The sequence below is a fragment of the Otoolea muris genome (assembly GCF_943193115.1).
Classification (GTDB): domain Bacteria; phylum Bacillota; class Clostridia; order Lachnospirales; family Lachnospiraceae; genus Otoolea; species Otoolea muris.
The window spans coordinates 94,121-118,057 of the sequence record NZ_CALPCY010000003.1 but is presented as its reverse complement, the minus strand read 5'-3'; the positions used below and the strand labels follow the sequence as shown (position 1 = coordinate 118,057).

The 23,937-nt window shown below is 53.7% G+C and carries 20 protein-coding genes; 14 read left to right on the top strand and 6 right to left on the bottom strand.

Going from position 1 to position 23,937, the window contains the following annotated elements; translation table 11 throughout:
* Positions 1–34 precede the first annotated feature (34 nt).
* From NFS31_RS03525 to NFS31_RS03510, 4 genes are all read left to right on the top strand, one after another.
* Positions 35–1,957 (top strand): acyl-CoA dehydrogenase family protein, encoded by a 1,923-nt coding sequence (locus NFS31_RS03525; RefSeq protein ID WP_251491679.1) that lies wholly within the window; start codon positions 35–37, stop codon positions 1,955–1,957.
* 15 nt (positions 1,958–1,972) lie between these two features.
* The gene (locus tag NFS31_RS03520) at positions 1,973–3,190 is read left to right on the top strand and encodes an FprA family A-type flavoprotein (RefSeq protein WP_251491677.1); all 1,218 of its coding nucleotides are present in this window, start codon (positions 1,973–1,975) and stop codon (positions 3,188–3,190) included.
* Positions 3,191–3,489: 299 nt separating this feature from the next.
* Positions 3,490–3,678, top strand: a complete 189-nt coding sequence (locus NFS31_RS03515; RefSeq protein WP_251491675.1) for a hypothetical protein — start codon at positions 3,490–3,492, stop codon at positions 3,676–3,678.
* Entirely contained in the window at positions 3,671–4,267 is a 597-nt protein-coding gene (locus tag NFS31_RS03510) for a GNAT family acetyltransferase (RefSeq protein WP_251491673.1), read from the top strand. Before NFS31_RS03515 ends, NFS31_RS03510 begins: the two co-directional genes overlap by 8 nt.
* A gap of 122 nt (positions 4,268–4,389) precedes the next feature.
* Here the strand turns inward: NFS31_RS03510 and NFS31_RS03505 are convergent, their stop codons facing one another.
* The gene (locus NFS31_RS03505) at positions 4,390–5,817 is read right to left on the bottom strand and encodes a polysaccharide deacetylase family protein (protein WP_251491671.1); all 1,428 of its coding nucleotides are present in this window, start codon (positions 5,815–5,817) and stop codon (positions 4,390–4,392) included.
* A 357-nt stretch (positions 5,818–6,174) separates the two neighbouring features.
* On the opposite strand from NFS31_RS03505, the gene NFS31_RS03500 reads away from it, so the two are divergent.
* From NFS31_RS03500 to NFS31_RS03470, 7 genes are all read left to right on the top strand, one after another.
* Entirely contained in the window at positions 6,175–7,263 is a 1,089-nt protein-coding gene (locus NFS31_RS03500) for a PucR family transcriptional regulator (RefSeq protein ID WP_251491669.1), read from the top strand.
* 180 nt (positions 7,264–7,443) lie between these two features.
* Positions 7,444–8,130, top strand: a complete 687-nt coding sequence (gene ftsE, locus NFS31_RS03495) for a cell division ATP-binding protein FtsE (protein ID WP_251491667.1) — start codon at positions 7,444–7,446, stop codon at positions 8,128–8,130.
* Positions 8,120–9,028, top strand: coding sequence for a cell division protein FtsX (locus tag NFS31_RS03490; RefSeq protein ID WP_251491665.1), 909 nt, complete (start codon positions 8,120–8,122; stop codon positions 9,026–9,028). The genes ftsE and NFS31_RS03490 overlap by 11 nt, the downstream gene beginning before the upstream one ends.
* Positions 9,029–9,134: 106 nt before the next feature.
* Positions 9,135–10,340 (top strand): murein hydrolase activator EnvC family protein, encoded by a 1,206-nt coding sequence (locus NFS31_RS03485; protein WP_251491663.1) that lies wholly within the window; start codon positions 9,135–9,137, stop codon positions 10,338–10,340.
* Positions 10,341–10,456: 116 nt separating this feature from the next.
* A complete protein-coding gene (locus NFS31_RS03480; RefSeq protein WP_251491661.1) occupies positions 10,457–11,749 on the top strand; it encodes a S41 family peptidase in 1,293 nt (430 codons plus the stop codon).
* Between the two features lie 223 nt (positions 11,750–11,972).
* Complete coding sequence (locus NFS31_RS03475) at positions 11,973–13,535, top strand: AAA family ATPase (RefSeq protein ID WP_251491660.1); 1,563 nt, start codon at positions 11,973–11,975, stop codon at positions 13,533–13,535.
* A gap of 212 nt (positions 13,536–13,747) precedes the next feature.
* Positions 13,748–15,268: a DUF4352 domain-containing protein gene (locus NFS31_RS03470; protein ID WP_251491658.1), complete on the top strand. Its 1,521-nt coding sequence runs from the start codon at positions 13,748–13,750 to the stop codon at positions 15,266–15,268.
* A 93-nt stretch (positions 15,269–15,361) separates the two neighbouring features.
* Here NFS31_RS03470 and NFS31_RS03465 read toward each other — a convergent pair whose 3' ends face one another.
* A complete protein-coding gene (locus tag NFS31_RS03465; RefSeq protein WP_251491656.1) occupies positions 15,362–16,414 on the bottom strand; it encodes a DUF3829 domain-containing protein in 1,053 nt (350 codons plus the stop codon).
* 270 nt (positions 16,415–16,684) lie between these two features.
* Here NFS31_RS03465 and NFS31_RS03460 point away from each other — a divergent pair, with 270 nt between their 5' ends.
* The 3 genes from NFS31_RS03460 (at position 16,685) to NFS31_RS03450 (ending at position 19,998) form a co-directional block, all read left to right on the top strand.
* Positions 16,685–17,497, top strand: a complete 813-nt coding sequence (locus NFS31_RS03460) for an MBL fold metallo-hydrolase (protein WP_251491654.1) — start codon at positions 16,685–16,687, stop codon at positions 17,495–17,497.
* A 222-nt stretch (positions 17,498–17,719) separates the two neighbouring features.
* Positions 17,720–19,090 (top strand): serpin family protein, encoded by a 1,371-nt coding sequence (locus NFS31_RS03455; RefSeq protein WP_251491652.1) that lies wholly within the window; start codon positions 17,720–17,722, stop codon positions 19,088–19,090.
* Positions 19,091–19,209: 119 nt separating this feature from the next.
* Positions 19,210–19,998, top strand: a complete 789-nt coding sequence (locus NFS31_RS03450; RefSeq protein WP_251491649.1) for a L,D-transpeptidase family protein — start codon at positions 19,210–19,212, stop codon at positions 19,996–19,998.
* Positions 19,999–20,004: 6 nt separating this feature from the next.
* On the opposite strand, the gene NFS31_RS03445 is transcribed toward NFS31_RS03450, so the two are convergent.
* From NFS31_RS03445 to NFS31_RS03430, 4 genes are all read right to left on the bottom strand, one after another.
* Entirely contained in the window at positions 20,005–20,838 is an 834-nt protein-coding gene (locus NFS31_RS03445) for a TatD family hydrolase (RefSeq protein WP_251491647.1), read from the bottom strand.
* Positions 20,839–20,864: 26 nt separating this feature from the next.
* Positions 20,865–21,635 (bottom strand): ABC transporter ATP-binding protein, encoded by a 771-nt coding sequence (locus NFS31_RS03440; protein ID WP_251491645.1) that lies wholly within the window; start codon positions 21,633–21,635, stop codon positions 20,865–20,867.
* 16 nt (positions 21,636–21,651) lie between these two features.
* Entirely contained in the window at positions 21,652–22,743 is a 1,092-nt protein-coding gene (locus tag NFS31_RS03435) for an ABC transporter substrate-binding protein (protein WP_251491643.1), read from the bottom strand.
* 244 nt (positions 22,744–22,987) lie between these two features.
* Entirely contained in the window at positions 22,988–23,905 is a 918-nt protein-coding gene (locus NFS31_RS03430; protein WP_251491641.1) for an ABC transporter permease, read from the bottom strand.
* Between the last annotated feature and the right edge of the window lie 32 nt (positions 23,906–23,937).

Here is a 23,937-nt window from a genome sequence, read left to right as displayed (position 1 = left end):
GATACTCTTATTATAAGGAGAAGGAGGAAGACGAATGTTATTTACAACCACACAGGAACATGAAGAGCTTCGTAAACGCATCAGGAAGTTTGCGGAGGAGGAGATTAAGCCCCAGGCGTTTGAGCTTGATCAGACGAATGGCTTCCCGGGCGAGGCGGTGGCTAAGCTCGGACAGATGGGGCTCATGGGCATTCCCTATCCGAAAGAGTACGGCGGGGCCGGCATGGATGTGCTGAGCTATGCCATCGCGGTCGAAGAGCTGGCGCGCGTGGACGGCGGGGCCGGGGTTATCCTTTCCGCCCATGTGTCTCTCGGCACCTGGCCGATCGCGGCATTCGGAAATGAGGAGCAGAAGCAGAAATACCTTGTGCCCCTTGCCAAAGGCGAGAAGATCGGCGCGTTTGGCTTAACGGAGCCGAACGCGGGCTCTGATGCGGGCGGCACGGAGACGACGGCGGTGTTAAAGGGCGATTACTACCTGTTAAATGGCGGCAAGATCTTTATCACCAACGCGCCCAAGGCGGATACATATGTCGTATTTGCCGTGACCACGCCGGATATCGGAACCAGGGGGATCTCGGCCTTTATCGTGGAAAAGGGCTGGGATGGCTTTGAGTTCGGCGATCATTATGATAAGATGGGAATCCGTTCCTCCTCCACGGCGGAGCTGATTTTCAATGACGTAAAGGTTCCGAAGGAGAATCTCTTAGGCAAGGAGGGCGAGGGCTTTAAGATCGCCATGGCGACGCTGGACGGCGGGCGTATCGGTATCGCCGCGCAGGCGCTGGGCATCGCGCAGGGCGCCTATGAGCACGCGCTGGAATACTCCAAGGAGCGGATCCAGTTCGGAAAGCCCATCTGCCAGCAGCAGAGCATTGCCTTTAAGCTGGCTGATATGGCGACCAAGCTGCGCTGCGCGCGCTTCCTGGTATACAGCGCCGCGGAGCTCAAAGAAGAGCATGCGCCGTATAGCATGGAGGCCGCGATGGCCAAGATGTACGCGTCGGATATCGCGCTGGAGGTGGCGAACGACGCCCTGCAGATCTTCGGCGGCAGCGGCTTCTTAAAGGGTATGGAGGTGGAGCGCGCTTACCGCGACGCGAAGATCACCACCATTTACGAGGGCACGAACGAGATCCAGCGGGTGGTTATCGCCTCCTGCATCATCGGGCGCATGCCCAAATCCTCCGGGGGCGGCGGCGGATCCTCCAAGTCGGTGAAAAAGGCGGCTCCCATCACAGGGCTGCGCAAAAAGATGATCTTAAAGGAAGGCCAGGCCCAGGAGAAGGTGGAGACCCTGGTAGCGGCGCTTAAGAAGGACGGGTATGATTTCACGGTGGGAATCCCCTTAGACACGCCCATCGCCCAGGCGGAGCGCGTGGTATCCGCCGGAAAAGGAATCGGCAGTAAGGAAAACATGAAGCTCATCGAGGATCTGGCGGTTCAGGCCGGCGCGGCCATCGGCTCTTCCAGGCCGGTTGCGGAAACCTTAAAATATGTGCCGTTAAACCGCTACGTGGGTATGTCAGGCCAGAAATTTAAAGGCAACCTCTATATCGCCTGCGGCATTTCCGGCGCGACCCAGCACTTAAAGGGCATCAAGGACGCCTCCACGATTGTGGCCATCAACAAGAACGCCAACGCGCCCATTTTCAAGAACTGCGACTACGGCATTGTGGGCGATGTGAATGAGATCCTCCCGCTTCTGACAGCCGCGCTTGACAACGGCGAGGAGAAGCAGCCCGCGCCGCCCATGATTAAGATGAAACGTCCGCTTCCTCCCAAGGAGAAGCCGATCGGAAAGACGTATGTGTGCGGCGGCTGCGGCTATGAGTATGACCCGGCGATCGGGGACGAGGACAGCGAGATAGCGCCGGGAACGCTGTTTGAGAAGCTTCCGGACGAGTGGGTATGCCCGGAGTGCGCGGAGTCCAAAGAGATGTTTATTGAGGGATAAAAGGAGGTCTGATCTATGTATTGTGTGAGAAACGTAACCGAAGATTTATACTGGGTAGGGGCCAATGATCACCGCCTGCACCTGTTTGAAAATATACACCCCATCTCCAGAGGGGTATCCTACAATGCCTATCTGCTCCTGGATGAGAAGAGCGTGCTGTTCGACACCGTAGACTGGTCCGCCTGCCGCCAGCTCCTGGAAAATGTCGAGCATCTGCTGGACGGAAAGGCCCTGGACTATCTGGTGATCAACCACATGGAGCCGGATCACGGCGCATCCATTGAGGAGGTTCTCCTGCGCTATCCGCAGGTGAAGATCGTCAGCACGGAAAAGGCGTTTATGCTGATGCGCCAGTTTGGCTTCCACGTGGACGGCCACGAGCTGATCGAGGCCCATGAGGGGGATACCTTAAGCTTTGGCGCCCACACCGTTACCTTTGTTTACGCCCCCATGGTTCACTGGCCGGAAGCGATGGTGACCTTTGACACCACGAACGGCGTGCTCTTCGCGGCCGACGCCTTTGGTTCCTTCGGCGCGCTCGACGGCAAGCTCTTTAATGACGAGGTGAACTTTGAACGCGACTGGCTCGACGACGCAAGGCGCTATTTCACCAACATCGTGGGGAAATACGGCCCGCACGTACAGGCCCTTCTCAAGAAAGCGTCCACGGTTGACATCAAGCTCGTATGCCCGCTGCACGGGCCCGTATGGCGCAGCAACTTAGGCTGGTTCATTGACAAATACGATCACTGGAGCCGCTATGAGCCGGAGGAAAAGGGCGTTCTGATCGCTTACGCCTCCATGTACGGAAACACCGAGGCAGCCGCGCAGGCGCTGGCCTCCAAACTCTGCGAAAAGGGCATGACTAATGTGGCGGTGTACGACGTTTCCAACACCCACGTATCCGAGCTGATCTCCGAGTCCTTCCGCTTAAGCCATATCGTTCTGGCTTCGGTGACATATAATCTCGGAATCTATCCGGTGATGCACAACTTCCTGATGGATATGAAGGCCCTGCATCTGCAGAAACGCACCTTTGCGATCATCGAGAACGGCTCCTGGGCCTGCAAGTCCGGGGATCTGATGCAGAAATTTATCGACACGGAGTTAAAGGACATGACCGTGTTAAATGACAGGCTGTCCCTGGCGTCCGCGCTTCATGCGGATAAGGCTTCTGAGCTTAATGCGCTGGCTGACAGTATCATTGAATCCATGAAGCAGGGAGAAGCATAAGAGGCTCCGGCCGGGATTTGGCGCGGCAGGGAGGAATGCAGCATAGGAATGTTTTGACAGAGGATAGGAAAAAATCTCAGAGCATGTTTTAAACATGCTTTGGGAAAAGAGGACGCTTCCAGGTGTAAAAGTTACTATTTTCGGGGCTCATCTTCTTGTCCGGCATAGCCAGATAAGAAGATGAGCGCGTTCTTTTTTCAGGAAACTGTATTGCTTGTAACAGTTCAGACAGCCTGAACTGTTACTGTTGCTTTTCAGAGATATATTTCATATAATAAAGATGATGAGGAGGTATTTCTATGGCGACATCAAGTATTTTTACAAATATAAGAATTACAGATCCAAAAAAAGCAGAAGCTTTTGCTGAGGCATTGGATGCATCTGCCAGAGATCCAGAAAGAATGCCTGCAGCGCCTGTGATTCCGCTTGTGACGGATTTAGAAGAGATCCGAAAATTTATGACAGTGAGGACGGGGAAAAATGGATGAATGCATAGCTGTTAATATTCAGGATATGCTGAAGGCAGTCGGAGAGGAGGAACTACAGAGGCTTCTCTCCGATTTTTCATCTCCATTAAATAAAGAGGTGGAGGATTTTGTCCGAAATAAATCGGTTGATTTCGCGCAGAAGAAGTTGTCCGTTACATATCTGGTCATAAGAAAGACCAGCGACGGGAGAATTGTGCTGGCAGGAATCTTTACATTGGCACATAAGGCAGTCGAGGTGACAAATACGAATATCAGCAAAACAGCCCGCCATAAATTGTCAAGGTATGCAAAACTGGAGGAGGAAACGGACAAGTATCATGTATCGGCATTTCTGATTGCCCAATTTGGGAAAAACAGCGCAGTCTCTGATGAATGGAAGATCAGCGGGAATGAGCTGATGGATCTGACTTTTGAGATATTGAAGCATGTACAGTATTATGTCGGTGGAGGCGTTGTATATTTGGATTGTGAGGATGTGGATCAGGTGCTGGCATTTTATCAGAGCGATTATAACGGGTTTAAAAGATTTGGGGAAAGAGTGTCGCAGAGAGAGGGGAAGAGGTACCTGCAGTTGTTACGGTTCTTTTAATCAGGAAGAGGGATGTTTTGGTATAGCTTAAACGCTAAATCCAGATGACAAAAAAGGAGCTTTATCTGAGACGGAACACAGGGTTTCATCCTAAATAAAGCTCCTTTTCATTACTCAAATGGCTACCGGACAGGGAGAGGCCGGCTGCGGTCATAGATCTCCCCGACATCAAATAAGTCGCTTAAATGCCCGTTCCCCAAGCCGCTTTCCGGCAGATCGTAATACATGCGGATACCGTCGATATTGCGGCGTCCCTGCCGCATATGCTTTTCGCCAATCTGTATATAATACTGACTGGAATCCACATTGCAGAAATAGCGGAAGCCTTTGGAATAGAGATACTGGAAGCGCTCGTTTTTCGTGTCATACGGACGCCAGTCCCCGATATCGCTCCCAAAGGGAAAGGCAATGATATCGCACGGCCCGATCAGCGGCTCAACCTGTTCCTCCCATTGATCCGTATCCCTGATAAAATCCTCTAATGGCATAAGGCCCATATTGCGATGCCCCCAAGTGTGGGAGGCCAGCTCGTAGCCACAGGCTTTTAAGCACTCCGCAACCCTGGCGGCGTCCTCGCGCTCCTGCTCATAGTCAAAGCCTATATCAACATAGCCTATATCAACATAGGAAGGCGCAGTGCGGTACCCCAGTATCCCGTTATACCCGGTGAATGTGAGGACGGCGCGCGCGCCCCGATAAGAGAAATCAGGGTGTTCGTCAATGAAATCCTCGAGGATCGGGACGAGATCATAGGAACCGACCGCGATACTCCCGTCGTCAAGTCTCATCTCACAGGCCGGACGCCCGTCCTCCCCGATGACGATACGGCTGGCAAAGCCGTCGCCTTCCATATATTCATAGTAGCAGACATCATCCTGTGACATGACAAGCGCCTTCTTCCCCGGGGGAAGCATGATGTCCCCTTCCTTAAAGCAGACGCTTCCGTCCTCCGCTGTCGTCTCATATGCGATATCATGCATCTGGACAAGGACAAAGCCCCTTTCATACAGGGACTGCAGGATCTTCTGAAATTCCTCCCCGGTGACCATGACCTGCCAATATTTCTTTTCCCAGGCATCCCCGTCAAAAGCCTTCGAGGGATCCATGATCAGGGTATGGAAAAAAATATGCGTAATCGCTCCGGGATCCGCGCGGACAAGCGTGGACTTCACAGCGCGATACTCCGAAACAGCCGCCTGCGCTTTCGCGGACTCCGCATACGCAGAGTCAGAGAGAAGCGCTATCGCCGCGTCATAATCATAGCCCGCCGCAAGAGCCGCCGCGCGCGCCAGGCATTCCTCAAGCTCCTTATCACCCGCTTTTGCCTCCCTGCGCCCATCCTCAGCTCCAACCGGCCCGCTTCCATCCCCCCGCGGCCCTCCGCCGGAGTCCGCATACACGCAGGACACCCCATACACATGTCCCATGCCGCTGTGCAGATACATCGAACCAATCACAACAGGCAGCGCAGCCATGCCTCCGCCCAAAATGATATAAAGAAGGAGTTTAATGATATGCCCGGTTTGTCTTTGTCTCAGAAGATTTATCATAAGCAGGTTACCCTTTCATGAAATTTTATATCGCCATTGGATACTTATAACAGTTTTATATACAAATTCCACATCCAGACATCACCATTTTACCAGGCCCCCATTATTTTTTCAACAAATTATTCCATATTAATTTCAGAATCACTATCACCAGGCTCACGAATCATTAGCTCCCCAGTTAAACCACAGGGACTGGGACTGTCCCCATACATTTCGCCGGCCGCGGGCGTCCCCCCTCTAAAAAAAATTCACTTTTTTCCCTCCCCCCTCTTTTATTTTTCCCATTTTTGCTTTAATATAATATAAGGAAAAATGCCGCTGCTCAAAGCGGCGATTATAAGAGAAGGAGAGAGCGATATGATATCAAATCAGATACTCCAGACAAATATTGAGGGGTTAAAGGGCATTGCAAGGGTGGATCTGGCTGTCTGTGATACAGAGGGCAAGGCGCTTGCTTCAACCTTTACCGGAGCCGAAGAGTATGAAAGCGCGATCCTGGCTTTCGTGGACTCTCCTGCAGACAGCCAGGTGATTCAGGGATACCAGTTTTTCAAGGTATTTGATGAACATCAGTTAGAATATATTCTGCTGGCCAGGGGCGGCAGCGACGACGTATATATGGTAGGAAAGATGGCGGCGTTCCAGATTCAGAATCTCCTGGTCGCCTACAAGGAGCGGTTTGACAAGGACAATTTTATTAAGAATCTGCTGCTTGACAATCTTTTGCTGGTTGACATCTATAACCGGGCTAAAAAGCTGCATATTGAGACGAATGTGAAGCGGGTGGTGTTCCTGATCGAGACGGAGCAGGAGAAGGATGCGAACGCGCTGGAGACGGTGCGCAGCCTTTTTTCCACCAAGACGAGGGATTTTATCACCGCTGTGGATGAGAAAAACATTATCCTGGTAAAGGAAGTGAAGCCCGGTGAGACGTATGAGGAGCTGGAAAAGACGGCGTGCATGATCGTGGATATGCTCAACACCGAGGCGCTGGCCAGGGTCAGTGTGGCGTTCGGCACGATTGTGAATGAGATTAAGGATGTGTCCCGGTCGTACAAGGAGGCCAAGATGGCCCTTGACGTGGGCAAGATCTTTTACAGCACGAAAAATGTGGTGGCCTACAGCAAGCTTGGCATCGGCCGGCTGATTTATCAGCTTCCCCTGCCGCTCTGCCGGATGTTTATCAAGGAGATATTTGACGGCAGATCGCCGGATGAATTTGACGATGAGACGCTGACCACGATCAACAAGTTCTTTGAGAACAGCTTAAACGTGTCCGAGACATCCCGGCAGCTCTACATCCACCGGAATACGCTGGTGTACCGGCTTGACAAGCTGCAGAAGAGCACGGGCCTGGATCTGCGCATCTTTGAGGACGCCATAACCTTTAAAATTGCGCTTATGGTTGTAAAATACATGAAATACATGGAAAACATGGATTATTAATATGGTTGTAACCGTGCAGACGGCGGGGAATCTGGCGGAAATTTTGGCGTTAAGCTTGCTTAAAAGCCAAAATTTGCGCCGGATTCCACATCGGATGGACATCCGATGCTTCTTGTCCGGCGCAGACGGGCAAGAAGATGTACTGTCTGAACAGTTACATATGGTTGAGGTACAGAGGGCATGATTGAGATAACGGATCTCAATAAGACATATAAGGCGGGGAGCCGCGCGCTGAAGAATATCAACATTACCATCGGGGACGGGGAATTTGTTTTTATCATGGGGCGCAGCGGATCCGGGAAATCGACGCTGATTAAGCTGCTTTTGAAGGAGGTGGAGCCCACCTCCGGCCGTATCGTGGTGAACGATATGGATCTGGGGAAGATGCCCCGGCGCTATGTGGCCAAATACCGCCGCCGCCTGGGCGTAGTGTTTCAGGATTTCCGGCTTTTAAAGGACAAGACAGTCTATGAAAATGTGGCGTTTGCCCAGCGTGTGATCGGCGTGCCGTCCCGCGTGATCCGGGAGTCGGTTCCTAAGATGCTCCGCATGGTGGGCCTTTCCTCCAAGTATAAGGCTTTGCCAAAGGAGCTTTCGGGCGGCGAGCAGCAGAGGGTGGCAATCGCAAGGGCGCTGATCAATTCGCCGGAGATCCTTTTAGCCGACGAGCCGACCGGGAATCTCGACGCGCAGAATTCGATGGAGATCATGCATCTTCTGGAGGAGATTAACGAGCGGGGGACTATGGTGATCGTCGTCACGCACAGCGAGGAGATTGTGGAGCGCATGGGGAAACGGGTGATCACCCTGGATCGCGGAATTCTGGCGGATGATCGGGAAATGGGCGGTTGGGATTATGGGTATTAGCAGGTTTTTGTACTGCCTGAAAGAGGGCGTAAAGAATATAGGGCGCAATATCTGGTTTTCCCTGGCGTCAACGGCCATTATTTCGGCCTGTATTTTTCTGTTCTGCCTGCTGTTCGCCCTGGCGGCCAATGTGCAGTATATGGTAAAGCGGGCGCAGGCGACGGTGGGGATCACCGTATTTTTTGAGGAAGCCCTGCCGGAGGCGGAGATTCTCAAGGTAAAAGAGGCGCTGGAGGGCAGGCAGGGAATCGCGAAGGTGGAGTATGTTTCCGCCGCGAAGGCGTGGGAACAATTTCAAAAAGAATATTTTGAGGGCGTGGAGGAGCTGGCAGAGGGCTTTGCAGATGACAATCCCTTGGCCGGGTCTGCTTCCATAGAGCTCTATCTGGAGGATATCAGCCAGCAGGAGGAGGTAGTAGGGCATCTGAGGGCCGTTTCGGGCGTCCGCCAGATCAATTACTCCAACGCCGCCGCTTCGGGCTTTATGAGCTTTGGGCGCATGGTGGGCCTGATTTCCGCGGCGGTGATCGGGATCCTTCTGGCAGTAGCCGTATTTCTGATCAGCAATACGATCTCCAGGGCCGCGGCCTCCCGCCGGGAGGAGAACCGGATCATGCGCCTGATCGGCGCCACGAACTTTATGATCCGCGCGCCCTTTGTGTTTGAGGGCATGATGATCGGCTGCGTGGGAGCGGCGATTCCCCTGGCCGGGAGCTATTTCCTGTACCGGCGCATGGCGGAGTATATGACAGAGAAATTTCAGATTCTGTCGAACATATTGGCATTTATTCCGATCGAGCGCCTTTTTCCCTATATGGCGGCCGTGGCCGGAGCTCTGGGGCTGGGGATTGGCTTTGTCGGAAGCTTTTTTACAATACGCAGGCAGTTAAAGGTGTAGTGACAGTTTCAGGGGTATCTGAACGGTTACAAGGCACAGGCCGGGCCGGAGCGTGTTTAAAACGCGTTTCAGGTATATTTAAAGAATTCTTTAAGGATGAAAAATCATGATCAAACATACGGCCGGAAAACGGTTATTCTTGATAGCTCTTATCGCCTGTCTGGCCGGGCCTCCGGTATACGGGGCCACAAAGCAGGATGTGGACAATGCCAAGGGAAAGATCGATTCCCTTGAGGAGGAGAAGAAGCGGACCGAGCAGGCGATCCGGGAGCTGGAGGGCTTAAAACAGGATACGGAGAGCTATGTTCGCGAGCTGGACCGCCAGCTTGACGCGCTGCACACGGAGCTTGACCGGCTGGAGGGCGAGGTGGCGGACAAGGAGCAGACGATCGAGGCGGCTTCCGTTCAGCTTGCCGCCGCGCAGGAGACGGAGCGGGAGCAGTACGCGTCCATGAAGCTGCGGATTAAATACATGTACGAGCGGGGCGATGAGAGCTTCTGGGATCTCCTGCTTACATCAAAATCCATGTCGGAGCTTTTGAACCGGGCGGAGTACATTTCCAAGATCTCGGAGTATGACAGGAAGATGCTGGATCAGTATATTGCGGTCAAAAACGGCATTGCGGAGGATAAGGCGGCGCTTGAGCGGGAGCGGGAGGAGCTTCTGCTCCTTGAGGAGCAGACCATGGCTAAACAGGAGTCAGTGGAGACGCTGGTAGGCGAAAAGACGGCAGAGCTTCAGAAGTACGCCGCCCAGATCGGGGAGCGGACCGCGCAGCTTGAGGCGTATGAGAGGGACATCAAGGCCCAGGAGGATAAGATCGCGCAGATCGAGGCGGAGCTAAAGCGTCAGGAGGAGGAAGCCAGGAAACGGGCCGAGGCAGCGGGAAAAACGTATAATACGGTCAGTATTGGGAATATTAAGTTTATATGGCCGTGCCCTGCCAGCGGGCGCGTCACCTCCCGTTTCGGCGACCGGGAGTCTCCGACAGCGGGCGCGTCCACGAACCACAAGGGCATTGACATCGGCGCGTCCACGGGTTCCAATATCGTCGCGGCGGCGGCGGGGACGGTGACGATCGCTACATACAGCTATTCTGCTGGAAATTATATTATGGTGAATCATGGGGGCGGCGTATCCACGGTGTATATGCATTGTTCGCAGTTACTCGTTTCGGCCGGGGATACGGTCAGCCAGGGACAGGTGATCGCAAAGGTCGGTTCGACCGGCTATTCGACGGGGCCGCATCTCCATTTCGGAGTCCGTTTAAACGGAGTGTATGTGAACCCGTCGCAGTATGTGAGCCCGTAGCCGGCGCAGGGGCGCGGTGAATGGACGCAATGATGCGCCGGGGCCCGCAGAAACAGCGGTATGGAGCCGGATGACGGTAAACCGCGGCGATCCGAAGGAAGCAGGAGGCAGATAAAATGGACAATAGAAATAAATTCTGGAAGGGCGTGATGGTCGGCGTGCTGGTGACCGCGTTCACCTGTTTTGTGACAGTGGGCGCATCGACTGCTATCTATATGTTCGGGCAGGACGTCATGGGCAATCAGGCGGGTGCCGGGCCCGGGAGAGAGGAAGCCGGCAGAAATGCGTCCCCGGCGGGCGAAGGAAGCGGGGAGCTCGACTTGGAGCGCATCAGCGAGAAGCTTTCGCAGATCGAGGATCTGGTTGACGAGTTATACCTGTTTGAGGATCAGATCGAACCGGATAAGGGGGAGGCAGGGGTTTACCAGGGCTTTATCTTTGGCTTAAACGACCCCTACGCGGCATATTACACGCCGGAAGAGCTGGCGAGCTTTATGGATGAGACGAAAGGCACGTACTGCGGGATTGGGGCCATGGTTTCCCAGGATGTCCGCACGCAGATCTCCACCATTGTCCGTGTGTTCGAGGGCAGTCCTGCCGAAGAGGCGGGAATCCTGCCGGGCGATGTGATCTATAAGGTGGACGGGGAGCTGATGGCGGGCGTGGATCTGACGCTGCTCGTAAATAACTATGTAAAAGGCGAGGAGGGCAGCCAGGTCGCGATCACCGTGTACCGTGAGGATACCGGGGAATATGTGGATCTGACGGTCACAAGGCGCTTTATCGATGTCCAGACCGTGTCGGGAAAGATGCTGGAGGATGGCATCGGCTATGTATCCGTGATCGAATTTGACGAGGTGACGGCAAAGCAGTTTAAGGATAAGATCGAGGATTTACGGGGACAGGGGATGGAGCGCTTAATCATTGATCTGCGCGATAACCCGGGCGGAGAGCTCAATACCGTGGTCTCCATGGCAGACTATCTCATAGGGGACGGCGGCCGCATTCTCACCATATCGGATAAATATGGAAATGAAGAGATTTACAAGGCGGAGGACGGCCACAGCCTTGATATCCCCATGGTCGTGCTGGTCAATGAAAACTCCGCGAGCGCGTCGGAGGTATTAACCGGGGCGCTGAAGGATTACGATGCGGCGACGGTTGTGGGCACGCAGACCTTCGGAAAGGGCATTGTCCAGAGCCTGATCCCGCTTTCGGACGGAAGCGCAGTCAAGCTGACCACCAGCCACTACTATACGCCGGGCGGACTGGATATCCACGGCAAAGGCATATCGCCGGATGTGGAGGTGGAGCTCGGCGACGAGGCGAGACGGATGGCTGTGCTCCCGCAGGAGCTGGACAATCAGCTCCAGAAGGGGATAGAGGTAATTAAGGATATCCGGGAATAGCGCCGGCAAAGGCCGCCATTGGAAGCGTTTGTATCCAATGGCGGCCTTCTATTCCTTATATACCTTACTTTTAACGGCCTTACCCTGCTTATGTACTACTCGGATACGGGGGAGCTGGAGCCGCGTGTTTTATTTGGGAAAATATTGTATATTGACGGGAAATCAGCTATACTTTCAGTATAAAGATGTATCTGGAGACTCAGTTTCAGAGGGGAGGTATAGTTTGAATTACCTGAATACAAACCGTCCGCTGCTCCTGTTTCGGCAGACCCTGAATGACGAACTTTATGTAGACAAAAGTCTGATGATCGACAGCATATCAAAGTGTATAAACAATGCTGCCAGAAAATATATCTGTATCACACGGCCCCGTCGGTTCGGCAAGACGGTGAATGCCAATATGCTGGGGGCATATTATACAAAAGGATATAACAGCCATGATATATTCAAAAATTTGCAGGCTTCACAGTCAAATTTATATGAAAAACATTTAAATCAGTATAATGTAATATATATTGATTTCAGTCAGATGCCAGATGTTTGTGAATCCTATCAGGATTATATTAAAAGTATACGAAAAAAGATGTACGGGGATTTATACGCCGCCTTTCCGGAAGTGGATAAAGACGGATATGACAGTTTGAATGATCTGCTGCTGGCTACCAGTTCGTCGTTTATTTTTATTCTGGATGAATGGGATTCCATTTTTTACAGGGATTTTATGACATCTGGAGACAAAAGCGAATATCTCCGGTTTTTAAAAAACCTTCTTAAGGATCAGCCATACGTGGAACTGGCTTATATGACAGGCGTCCTGCCCATAGCCAAATATTCCAGTGGCTCGGAACTGAACATGTTCCGCGAATATAATTTTATGAACGATCATAAATTTGAACCCTTTTTCGGCCTTACCGAGGAGGAGGTAAGGAGTTTATGTGTCAGCCGCCAGGATATCAGCTATGAAGAGCTGAAATACTGGTATGACGGCTATCGGATGAGCAGCGGCCGGAGCCTGTTTAATCCCCGTTCCGTCAATTCTGCTTTAAGCGATGGGGTTTGCCTCAACTACTGGACAGAAACAGGGCCGATGAATGAAATTGCGGACTGCATCGAACATAATGTCAGTGAAGTACGGGAGGACATTGTAAAAATGGTAGCCGGAATCCCGGTGGAGACAGAACTGGAAGGCTACAGCGCTGCGGAACTCCGGCTTGATACAAGGGACGAGATCCTTTCCGCCATGGTGGTATATGGGTTCCTGTCATATTATGATGGGAAACTCACCATTCCGAATCATGAACTGATGGAAAAGTATCAGAAGGTTTTATCCCGCGACAGCATGGGAGAAGTCAAAACAATTGTCACCCGTTCAAAGGAGATGCTGGAGGCCACCCTTGAATGTAATGAATCGCGCGTCGCACAACTCCTGGAGCAGGCGCATGACATGGAAATCCCTTTTCTGATGTACAGCGATGAGAATTCCCTGTCCTGTGTGATTACATTATGCTATTTATATGCCAGACGATTCTACAGCATATTGCGCGAGGAAAAAAGCGGAAAGGGTTACTGTGATTACCTGTTTCTGCCGAAAAAACCAGGATACCCGCCCATTATACTGGAATTAAAAGCCGGAAAAACTCCGGAGGAGGCCCTGCAGCAGATAAAAGCCAAAAATTATCTGCAGCGCGCGCAGCCTTACGGGAAAGCTCTCCTTGTTGGGATAAGCTATGATAAGGAAAAGCGCCACCGGTGTAAGACAGAACGGTATTCATTTCCCAGCAGATAGAACGCCCTCAAAGAAACATCATTTCCACTCAGAAACGGCATAGAATTTCCCCCCAAAACGCTTGCCTTGAAAGCCGGAACCATGTAAAATAATGATTGTATCGTCCGAATGCCTGCAAAAGGCCATGGATTGCAATCGATAAACAATCCTCCGCGGACAGGAGCGGCGGTATTGCGGAATAAAACAGAAAAAGGAAATAAGGGGTAAAAAAGATGAAAAGGAGTTATCTCATCATGCTCCCGGCTGCGGCTGCGGCGATGCTGTCCGGCTGCGGGGCATTGAAAAAATCTCCGTATCCGGAGGTAGAGGAGTATCTGGAAAACTTGTATGAGCAGGAATTTGTGATTGAGGAGGTTTCCGAAGGGGGCGTGGTTTCCTATCAGGCATCGCCAAAGGACAGGCCGGATCTCTCGTTTAAGGTGCTTCCGGCGGGGGAGGAGTACACGAATAAAGGATTTGACGACACATATCCTGCCGCCTTTGTCCGATACGAAGGGGAAAAGCTGGGGCTTCGCCTCGAACCGGGCGAGGGGGATAAGGAGTTTGTGATATCTGTAGACAGGTATGATGAGGTGGAGGCGCTTGGCGAGTCGCTTTCAAAGATCGCCGGGGCGTATGAGGAGGCGGGGCTTCCGGCGAAGTTTACGCTCGGAACCGTTGATAACGGATGGAACTGCGCCGATATCCGCGTAGAGATCAAAGGGCCTGAGATGAAGGGATATGAGCCGGAGGTGATCCATATCCCGGACAGCCGGCAGATTGGGCATACGGACATCAATGACGCGGATCAGATAAAGGAGCGGATCGGGAGCGGCTATGTGTCCCAAATCTGCCAGTATTATCTGGGCGATCCGCTTGATTACCTGACGCCGGATGCGGTGACGGCCTTTTATGCGGACGAGGAAGGGATGACGCTGACGGCGGGGGAGGACGTAACCGAGTATCCGTATCTCTCCATGGGCAGCCTGCATTTCGGGGAGGTATACCGCCTGGCCCAGGCAGAGGGCTGGGAGCCGGCCGCGGAGCAGGACAGCTTTTCCATCACGGCAAACGGCCTGACCTCCCGGTTCTTCCTGGAGTTTGAGGACGATGCGGAAAATCCCGGCGGGGAGCAGACGGCCAGAGTCTACTGGGAAGCAGGGGAGACGGGAGAGCGCCTGCCCGCCTGGGGAGATTATTCCCATGAGCCGGGTGTGATTAACCGGGATGTGTTAGAAGAGCGGACCGGAAGCAGTATGGCGTCAGGGCTCACGCTGCAGAAAGCGGAGGAGAGGAAAGAGGAAAACAGAGAGAAATTTGAAGGCTATTTAAACAGCGGCGCGGGCCCTGTGGGGAGCGGCGTGGAGATCGGCAATTGGGCGATCACGGTAAAGACGGCGGAAACGACGGGGCGGATCACCAGCGGTTCGATGTATTTTGATGCGGATGAGGGGAAAGAGTTTGTCCGCGTCGATGTGGATGTCGCCAATCAGGGAACGGAAAAAGAGAGCTTCCTGCCAATGGTTATCATGTCCGATGAGCTGCTGGTTGAGCTTGCAACCTCCAGCGGGCATAAGTACACCCCTGTGGATCTGCTCGGCGGCGGGGATATGACAGGGGCCAGCCTGGAAGCGGGGGAGACAAAGAGCGGCTATATCGTGTTCCATGTTTCCCAGGACCTGCTGGATACAGAGGAACATGTCCTGCTGCTGCTGACGATAGGGAAAGAGACAAAGGCGGTTCAGATCAAATAAGCGGACAGCGCCAGAGGGGCAGGCTAAGGAGGCTCCCGGCCTGGCAGGATAAAAAGCGGCCCGGATACGCGTTTCCGGGCCGCTTTTTTGGCATTAATAGTTTATTAAACGGTTGTAATCGTCAATAATATTGGACAGAGTGTCAAAGAAATTTTCAATCGAGCCGTCAGCCGCAAAGGCGGAATTAAGCTCATAGCTCTCCAGTCCCTTCTGGTCGCGGACCCTCTGGAACAGATCGGTCAGCGCTGTCTTGGACTCGCGGATGTTGCGCTCAAACGAGGAGTAGTAAGCGGACATGGTGGGATAGCCCTCCTTCTCCATCGCGTCTGAATCCGCCAGATAATTTAAGCAGGTCTGAACCTCCTCCACATACTGATCATAGAGCGGCTGGAGCGCTTCGATGTCCAGGCTTGTGAGCTGGGAATCGTCGATCTCCTGTTCATAGATTGCGGTCTGGATCTCCTGGCCGGTGGTGATCAGCTTTGTGAACGCATAGGTGGCCTCATAACCCTCTGCCTTTAACTGCTCCAGGTTTTCATCGCGCTTCTGGTCTGCCACAACGGACAGCTCATTGATAAATGTGTCAGCCAGCGTCTCATAGGATGCGTAATCATTCCAGATCCTGGCGTGCAGCTCTTTGCCCTTTGCATAGTCGTCGTCTAAGTACGATTTCATATCCGTATAATCATATACCTCGTCCAGCGCCTCGGCCAGATCCCGCATGACCGGGTAGAGCTCCAGATAGGCATTGTCCAGGGACGTCTTGTCCGCCTTCTGCTGAGCCAGTTCATTGGCCTCGTCCATGTGATCGTAAAAGGTGCTGGTAATCGAGTTGCACCAGTAATCGTCCTGGAGCGGGGTAAATTCCTCCGCGAAATCGACATAACGGAAATAGCTGGCGATCACATCGCTGAAGCGGTCTACCATGACGTTATTTACATCAATATAGGCATTATACAGATCGCTCTCTGCTTCTTCCGCTTCATCCTCGCTCAGCGTCTCCTCCTCCGGCTCCGTGCTTTCGGATGTCTCAGAAACGGCTTCCGTGGACTGCATACTTTTCAGGACATCCTTCGTCCCGCAGCCGGAAACTAACGCCGCGGCAATCACGGCGGTGCAGACGGGAAAAACTAATTGCTTTTTCATCTTTGGGTTCCTCCTTTTGCTAAATCATGTGCTATACAATATATTACCTCAGAAATGAGAAAAAGGGAAGAGGCGGTTTCTTTATTTGTTCTGCGGTGGTATAATGAAGTAACAGTTCAGACAGGTCTGCGCCTGCTGTGCTGACCGTACGAAAGTGTAGCGGTTGCGGGCATACGGCCCATCGCGAAGCGATTCTAAATGGCCGTATGCCGTAACAGTTCCTTAGCCGGAGAAAAATCACATCAAACGGAGAAACGGAGGCGGATACAATTGACAGCCAGAATTTTAATTGACAACAACACCCAAAGCGCTCTTACACCCGAATGGGGGCTGTCCGTATGGATTGAGCATAACGGCCGCAAATTCCTCTTGGATACCGGGGCTTCGGCGCGGTTTGCGGAGAATGCGGCTCAGATGGGGCTTAATCTGGAGGAAGCGGAGTTTGCCGTTTTATCCCATGCCCATTATGATCATTCGGACGGGATGGAGGCATTCTTTGAGAAAAACAGGACGGCCCCCATGTATTTGAGGAAGGGCGCCGGGGAAAACTGCTTCAGCAGGCAGGAGAAGGTTTACCGCTATATCGGTATAAAAGAAGGATATCTGGAGAAATTTAAGGACAGGCTTGTCTATGTGGAGGGCGACTTTGAGGCGTGCCCGGGTGTTACGCTGGTTCCGCACAAGACGCGGGATTTGGAGACGCTTGGCAGAAAGGCCGGGATGTACATAAAAAAGGGTTCCGCATGGCTGCCGGATTCATTTTCCCATGAACAGAGCCTGGCGGTGGACACGGAGCGGGGGATGATGGTGTTTAACAGTTGTTCCCACGGCGGGGCTGACAATATTATCCGGGAGACGGCAGAAACATGGCCGGATCGGCATATATACGGGATCGTGGGCGGCCTTCACCTGTTCCGTTCATCGGACGAGGAGGTCCGCGCGCTGGCCGGGCGGATCCGGGAGACGGGAATTGAAGTTGTCTATACAGGCCATTGTACGGGAGAACATCAGTTTGAGATCTTAAAGGAGGAGCTGGGAGACGTGGTTCATCCGCTGTACACGGGGCTGGAGATCGCAGTTTGATGACAGACGGCAGGAGAAGGCGGGAAGATATGTTTTAAGCGAAACGTTTATAAAACTGTAAAAAAAATGTAAAGCAGTAAAAATGCGGATATGTTATGATGGAGCTGCTGAATTCAAAGTTTATAATGGGTAAAACACAATGACAGCGGATATTTTGTAATAATTCGGGTCATCTGGGCTGTTACGGTATTTCAGACAGCGGGCTGCACAGGGGGGAGACGGATGGGAAGAAGGCGGATGAGAAGAAACGGGATCAGACGGCCAGTGCGGATGGCTGTCGTCTGTCTGCTGGGCTTTAGCCTGGCAGGCGCGGCCGGATGCGGGCGGAAGGCGGCCCCGGCGCCGGAGAATGCGCGCGGCGCGGCTGGAGGCGGTCCGGATCTTCTGGCCATGCCGCAATACCCCTGTATGCCGGATCGGGAGACGGACTGGGAGGCGTGGCGCGCCTATATTGATGAATATGCGGTTTTGGAGGATGAATGTGCGCAGATCCGGGATTTTTCGTTTCAGACCGCGTCTGCCCTGATTCAGGACCGGGAGACGAATCTCGTGTATTCGCCTGTCAGCCTGTACTATGCCCTGTCGCTGGCGGCATCCGGCGCGGGAGGGGAGACGAGGGAGGAATTGTCGCGTTTTCTGTGCAGGAGGGATACGGCGCAGGCGGACGGGGAAGATGCGTTCGGGGATACGGCAAGGCGGCTTTACCATCTGCTCAGCCGCAAGGATTCGTTTTGCCAGCTCCATATAGCGAGCTCGCTCTGGGTTTCGCCAAAGCTTCCTTTAAAGGACGCGTTTCTGGACACAGCGGAGGAGCAGTATTTTGCGGAAGCTTACGAGGCGGATTTCGCAGATGAGAAGACGCGGGAGGCCATGGGCAGATGGGTCAGCGGGCAGACAAAGGGGCTGATCACGCCGCAGCTTGCAGTGAACAGCGACGATGTGATGCATCTTCTGAATACGGTTTACTTCTATGATGAGTGGACAGACGCGTTTTCGGAGAAACATACCAAAGAGGATCGGTTTTATCTGGAAAATGGGGAAGAGATCTCATTTCCGTTCATGAACCGGAAATTTGGCTCCCACGGTTACGCAAAGGGAGACGGTTTTATCCGCTCGTACCTGCCGTTAAAGAGCAGCGGGAGCATGGTGTTTGTCCTTCCGGATCCCGGCGTGACAGCCGGAGAGCTGGCATCATCGCCGGAGCGGCTTTACGAGGCGTTTGAGGGCGGGACGTCCCATGTGGGCGAGGTGGAATTCAAGGTTCCCCGTTTTCAGTCTGACAGCCGGTGCGATGTAAAGGAAATGATGCAGAGCATGGGATATTTAAGTCTCTTTGAAGACGGCGATTTCTCGCAGATGACGGACGCGGACGGCATCTTTGTGTCATCCATCCGGCAGGACAGCCATATTTCCGTCAATGAAAAAGGGGTCGAGGCCGCTTCGTTTACGGATCTGGCCTATGCGGGGGCCGCGCTGCCGGACGGGAAGGCGGAGATGATTTTAAACCGGCCGTTCCTGTACGGGATTCAGGATAACGGGGTATGGCTTTTTATCGGAGTGTGCGACGTTCCGGAGGAATCCGGTAAACCGTAGAATCAGGGCAGACGCACAGATGACACGAATATCAAGCGCTTTTTACTCGCGGATTAATGCGGCGTAGAGTGCAAAGAGACTCCGGGAGTACATAGGTAAGATCAGGAGGAAAAGGCAGGATGAACAGGAAAGCAGGCTACATAAGGGAAAAAGGAAGGCGCGCGGCGGCCGGGATGGGCGGCCTTTTGCTGGGGATCATGCTTCCGTTTAGCGCGCTGGCGGCGCAGACGGGCGCGGGCCCCGCGGGAGATGCGGCAAATTTCAGGGAGGAGGCGCAGGCGATGCAGCCCTATTCAGGCGATGTGAATACCTTAAAGACAGCAAAGGAAGCGTCCCAGATAATCATTGTGATCGGCAATCCGGAAGATCCGGCGAAGGGGAATCTGTCCTGGTATCAGAAGGACGCGTCCGGTGTGTTTAAGCAGGTTCTTTCCGTGGAGGCTGTCCACGGCATGAACGGAATCTCGGCAGACAAAAAGGAAGGAGATAAAAAAACGCCCTGCGGCGTGTATTCCTTCCCCATGGCGTTTGGCATGAAGGAGAATCCGGGCAGCATTCTCCCCTATCATCAGATTCAGGAGGGCGACCACTATGTGGATGACAGCGAAAGCCGCTATTACAACCGCCTGGTCAATGAGCGGGATGTGCAGCGGGACTGGAATTCTTCAGAGGTGCTGATTACCCAGGCCCCGCAGTATAATTACGGGCTTGTGCTGAATTACAATGAGGACTGCGCGCCGGGAAAGGGTTCCGCGATTTTCCTGCACTGTCCCAAGGCGAGCAATAATACGGGAACCTCGGGCTGCATCAGCGTTCCGGAGGACTATATGAAGCAGATCATCTGTTCCGTGGACGCTGACACGCGGATCATCGTCGTCCCGAGGGAGGCGGATCTGGCGGCCTATTAAGGGGGTTTAACCTATTTGTTTAAGAAAACCCTCTGTCAGGTTTCGGAAAAAGACGGCCCTGGCGGCTTGCGGGGAGAGCTGCCGCAGCGCGGCCGTCTTCACGAGAACGGCGTCCAGCGCCCCGGATACGGATCCGGGAAGCGGGCGCTTTTTCTGATCCGGCGCTTCCTTAAAGGCCCAGCTTACCGCGGCCATGCCGTCTGTTTCGATGAGAATGCGGTCAGCCGGAGCGGCTTTGGCGGCATGCTGTACGGCCGGATTCCACCACACATCCGGGCCGACGGAGATGTAGCAGCCAAGGCGGATATAGTCCTCCAGGCAGTCCTCACAGGAATACCAGTGGACGAGATAGGTGTTGGGATATTCCAGGAGAATGCGCGCGATCCGCGCCTCCTGACCCTTGGTATGGAGGATGACCGGCCTGCGAAGCGCTGCGGCGAGCGCGAGCTGCCTCCTGAATACACGCTCCTGGACGGAGAGGGGGACGCCGCACCAGACGCTGTCCATGCCGATTTCACCGATCACAGGGCAGGCGCAAAGAAAGCGTTCCATATCGGAAACAGAATACTTATCCGCGTGCCACGGGTGCAGCCCGGCTGTGGGTATAAGACAGGAGGGACGGCTGTTTCCATTTCTCTCTGAATCGGTTCCTTCGATACGCTTTAAATGTGTGAAAAGAGCCTCCGCTTCCGGCGGGGTAGAGGCGCAGATCAGGGATATAATCCCGTTCTCAAGGCGTTCCAGCCACTCTGCGGCCTCCCCGGGGTGCGTATGGGCATCACAGAGGGGAGGGAGGGCTGTCTGTCCGTCTGCCTGCGCTGGTTTTGTCATAATGGGCATGAAGCAGCCTCCTTTGATTGCATTTGTCATAATGGGCGCGGGCCTTCTCCTTTCACCGCGGCCGCCGTCTGCCTGCGCCGGATTTTGCTGTAGATTTCCGCCCGCAGGGCGCTCTGGCTGTAGAGCCATTCGCGGTTCCGGCCGGAAGCGGAGACGGAGAGAGCGGCGCTCAGCCCGTCCGGAGGGGGATTCAGGATCAGGATCCGATCCGACAGATAAATAGCCTCATCCATATCGTGCGTGACCAGAAGCACGGTCTTTTTCATCTGCTCCCGCATGAGGAGCAGCCAGTCCTGCATTTCGCCGCGCGTGATGACGTCCAGCGCTCCGAAGGGCTCGTCCAGAAGAAGGATGTCCGCGCGGCACAGGGCGGTGCGCAGGAATGCGGCCCGCTGGCGCATGCCCCCGGAGAGGGAAGCGGGGTACGCGTGTTCATAACCCTCAAGGCCGAACAGCGGGAACCAGGAAAGGGCTTTGCGCCTGGTTTCGCTGAGAGAGCCGTGGATCTGGCCGTACAGGCAGACATTGTCAAGAATCGTTTTCCAGGGAAACAAAAGATCGTCCTGCGGCATATAGGCAAAGCGCTCTGAGACCCCGTTTACGGCCTGCCCGTCCACGAGAATGCTTCCGGAGCGCGGCGTGAGAATCCCGGTTAAAAGCTTTAGAACCGTGGATTTTCCGCAGCCGGACGGGCCGAGGAGGCTGACAAATTCGCCGTCCTTTATATCCAGGGAAAGGCGGTCAACGACAGTGTTGCCCTCATAGGAAAACGTCAGATTTTCAATACGCAGTTTCACGTCATACCCCTCCTGTTCAGGGAAGAAATTCATTTGTATAGCAGTCGGCCGCCGGGATGGGCTGTCCGATGACGCCGTACTCTGCCATAAATTCCGTATAGCGGTCCCACACCTCGTCCTTCATTTCACCCCACGCAGGCGCGTCGTCAATGTATTTGTCCGCCAGATATTCCTGGGACATGATCAGCATCTCAAGCGGATAATCAGGAGCATACTCCTGAAGGATAGCCGCGCTCTCCTCCGGGTGAGAGACAGCATATTCGTAGCCTCTGGCCGTGGCGGAGAGGAATTTTTTCACCATATCCGGGCGGTTTTTCAGAACCTGATTCCCGGCGATGATCACCGGGGTATAGTAGTCAAGGCGTTCATCCAGATCGCGTACCGGCATATAGTGGATGGGGAAATCATTCAGCGTGCATTTTACATTGTCCCACGCCTCATAAAACCACATGATATCCACCTTATCCCTCAGGGCCTCAAAGCCGGAGCCGTCAGAGATTACAAGGTTCAGCCGGGAAAAATCGGCTCCGCTCTGCGCCATCACAGCCTTCAGCACCGCCTCCTCGCCCGGGCCGCCCCAGCCGGCATAGGTTCTGCCCTCAAAATCCGCGGGCGATGAGATGCCTTTATCCGCACAGGCGGCAAATCCGGAGGTATTGTGCTGGATAATGGCCGCGACTGCCTTGATGGGCAGCGGATCCTCTGATGCAAGCGCGATAGTTACATCCTCCTGATAGCTGACTCCGAAATCGCCCTTTCCGACTGCCACAAGCGTGGCGGTCGCGCCTTCCGTGGGCTCAATAATCTGTACATCCAGCCCCTGTTCGGCGTAGTAGCCGTTCTTTAAGGCAACGTACATGCCGGTGTGGTTTGTATTGGCCACATAATCTAAGATGACGGTTACCTTTTCCAGGGAATTGTCCGGCGCGTTTGAGGTTTCTGCGTTTGGGGCGTCCGCCTCTTTGGAAGCGTCCTGCGGGGCGGCGGTATTTATCTGTTCCGGCGCGCCTGACTGATCCGGATCGGATGCGCCTGAGGAACAGGCGGCCAGGCAGCAGGCGGTTAAGAGTCCTGCTGCGCAGTATGCGGTTAAAATGTGTTTTTTCATGGTGTCCTCCTTATATTATAATAATAGTTATATTTAGTGAAATATTGCGGGGCGCTGGTTATCGTGAGAAGACCGCCGGCGTCAGGTTCTAAATCCAACGGAACTGGCACTGGCGGCCCTTTCACGACGAATCACGTCCTGCAATATTTCACTTCACTTTACTTTGCCTCACAATTATCACTTGCTAAACAGAAACAGCCAGCGAAGTATATACGGGCCTATAACCCGCCGTAGCGCCTTCCGCTCACCCGGCTTTTTTCAGATACGGCATCGCGGCCCGCTGGAACAGCCGGATCAGCCCGTTCATGCACAGACTGAGAAAAATAATAACCAGCACGCAGGCAAATACCTTGTCGAGCATATAGCTGTTTTTTACCCGCAGCAGGTAATAACCTAAGCCCTCCTGTGATCCAATCCATTCGCCTACCACAGCGCCGCTGATGCTGTAGGTAGCGGCGACCTTGAGGCCGGAGAGAAGCGAAGGGAGGGCGGCTGGGATCTTGACCAGCCGGTAAGCCTGCCATTTCCCTGCTCCGTAGGAACGGGTGAGATGCACATATTCCTCATTTACCTGGGAGAGTCCGTCAGAAAAGCTGACAACCACAGGGAAAAAGCACATCAGAACCACGGTCAGGATCTTCGGCGCGGCGCCAAAGCCCATATAAATAATGAGGATGGGAGCCAGGACGATCATGGGAACTGTCTGCGTTACCACAAAAACCGGGTAGAGGCCCTGGCGGAACAGGGGGAAGCAGTCCATCGTTATCCCCAGAAGAAGCGCCAGCGCCAGGGAGATGGCAATGCCCGCGGCGGCCTCCGAAACCGTAACCTGTCCATGGGCAAAGAGGGCGGGGAGTTCCGCAATGAGCGCTTGCAGCACCTTGAGGGGTGAGGGGAGCACATAGAGCGGGATGCGAAAAAGACGCGCCGCGCCTTCCCAGAAAAGCAGCAGAAGCAGAAGAAAGGAGGCGGGGGCTAGTACACTATTGCTTAAATAACGGTGAATATCAGCGCCTGATATTTGTGTCAGGGTAAGGCGGAGGTGGGAGGCGATGCGGCGGCATCGTTGACTGACGACAACGCGGCGCTGGCGCAAAGAGCAGGCGCTGAATTCATCGTTATTTGGGCAATGCTGTACTGGTTTTCGTAACAGTTGTTTCATGTCGTTTGGGCTCCTTTCGTATTGGTATGTGT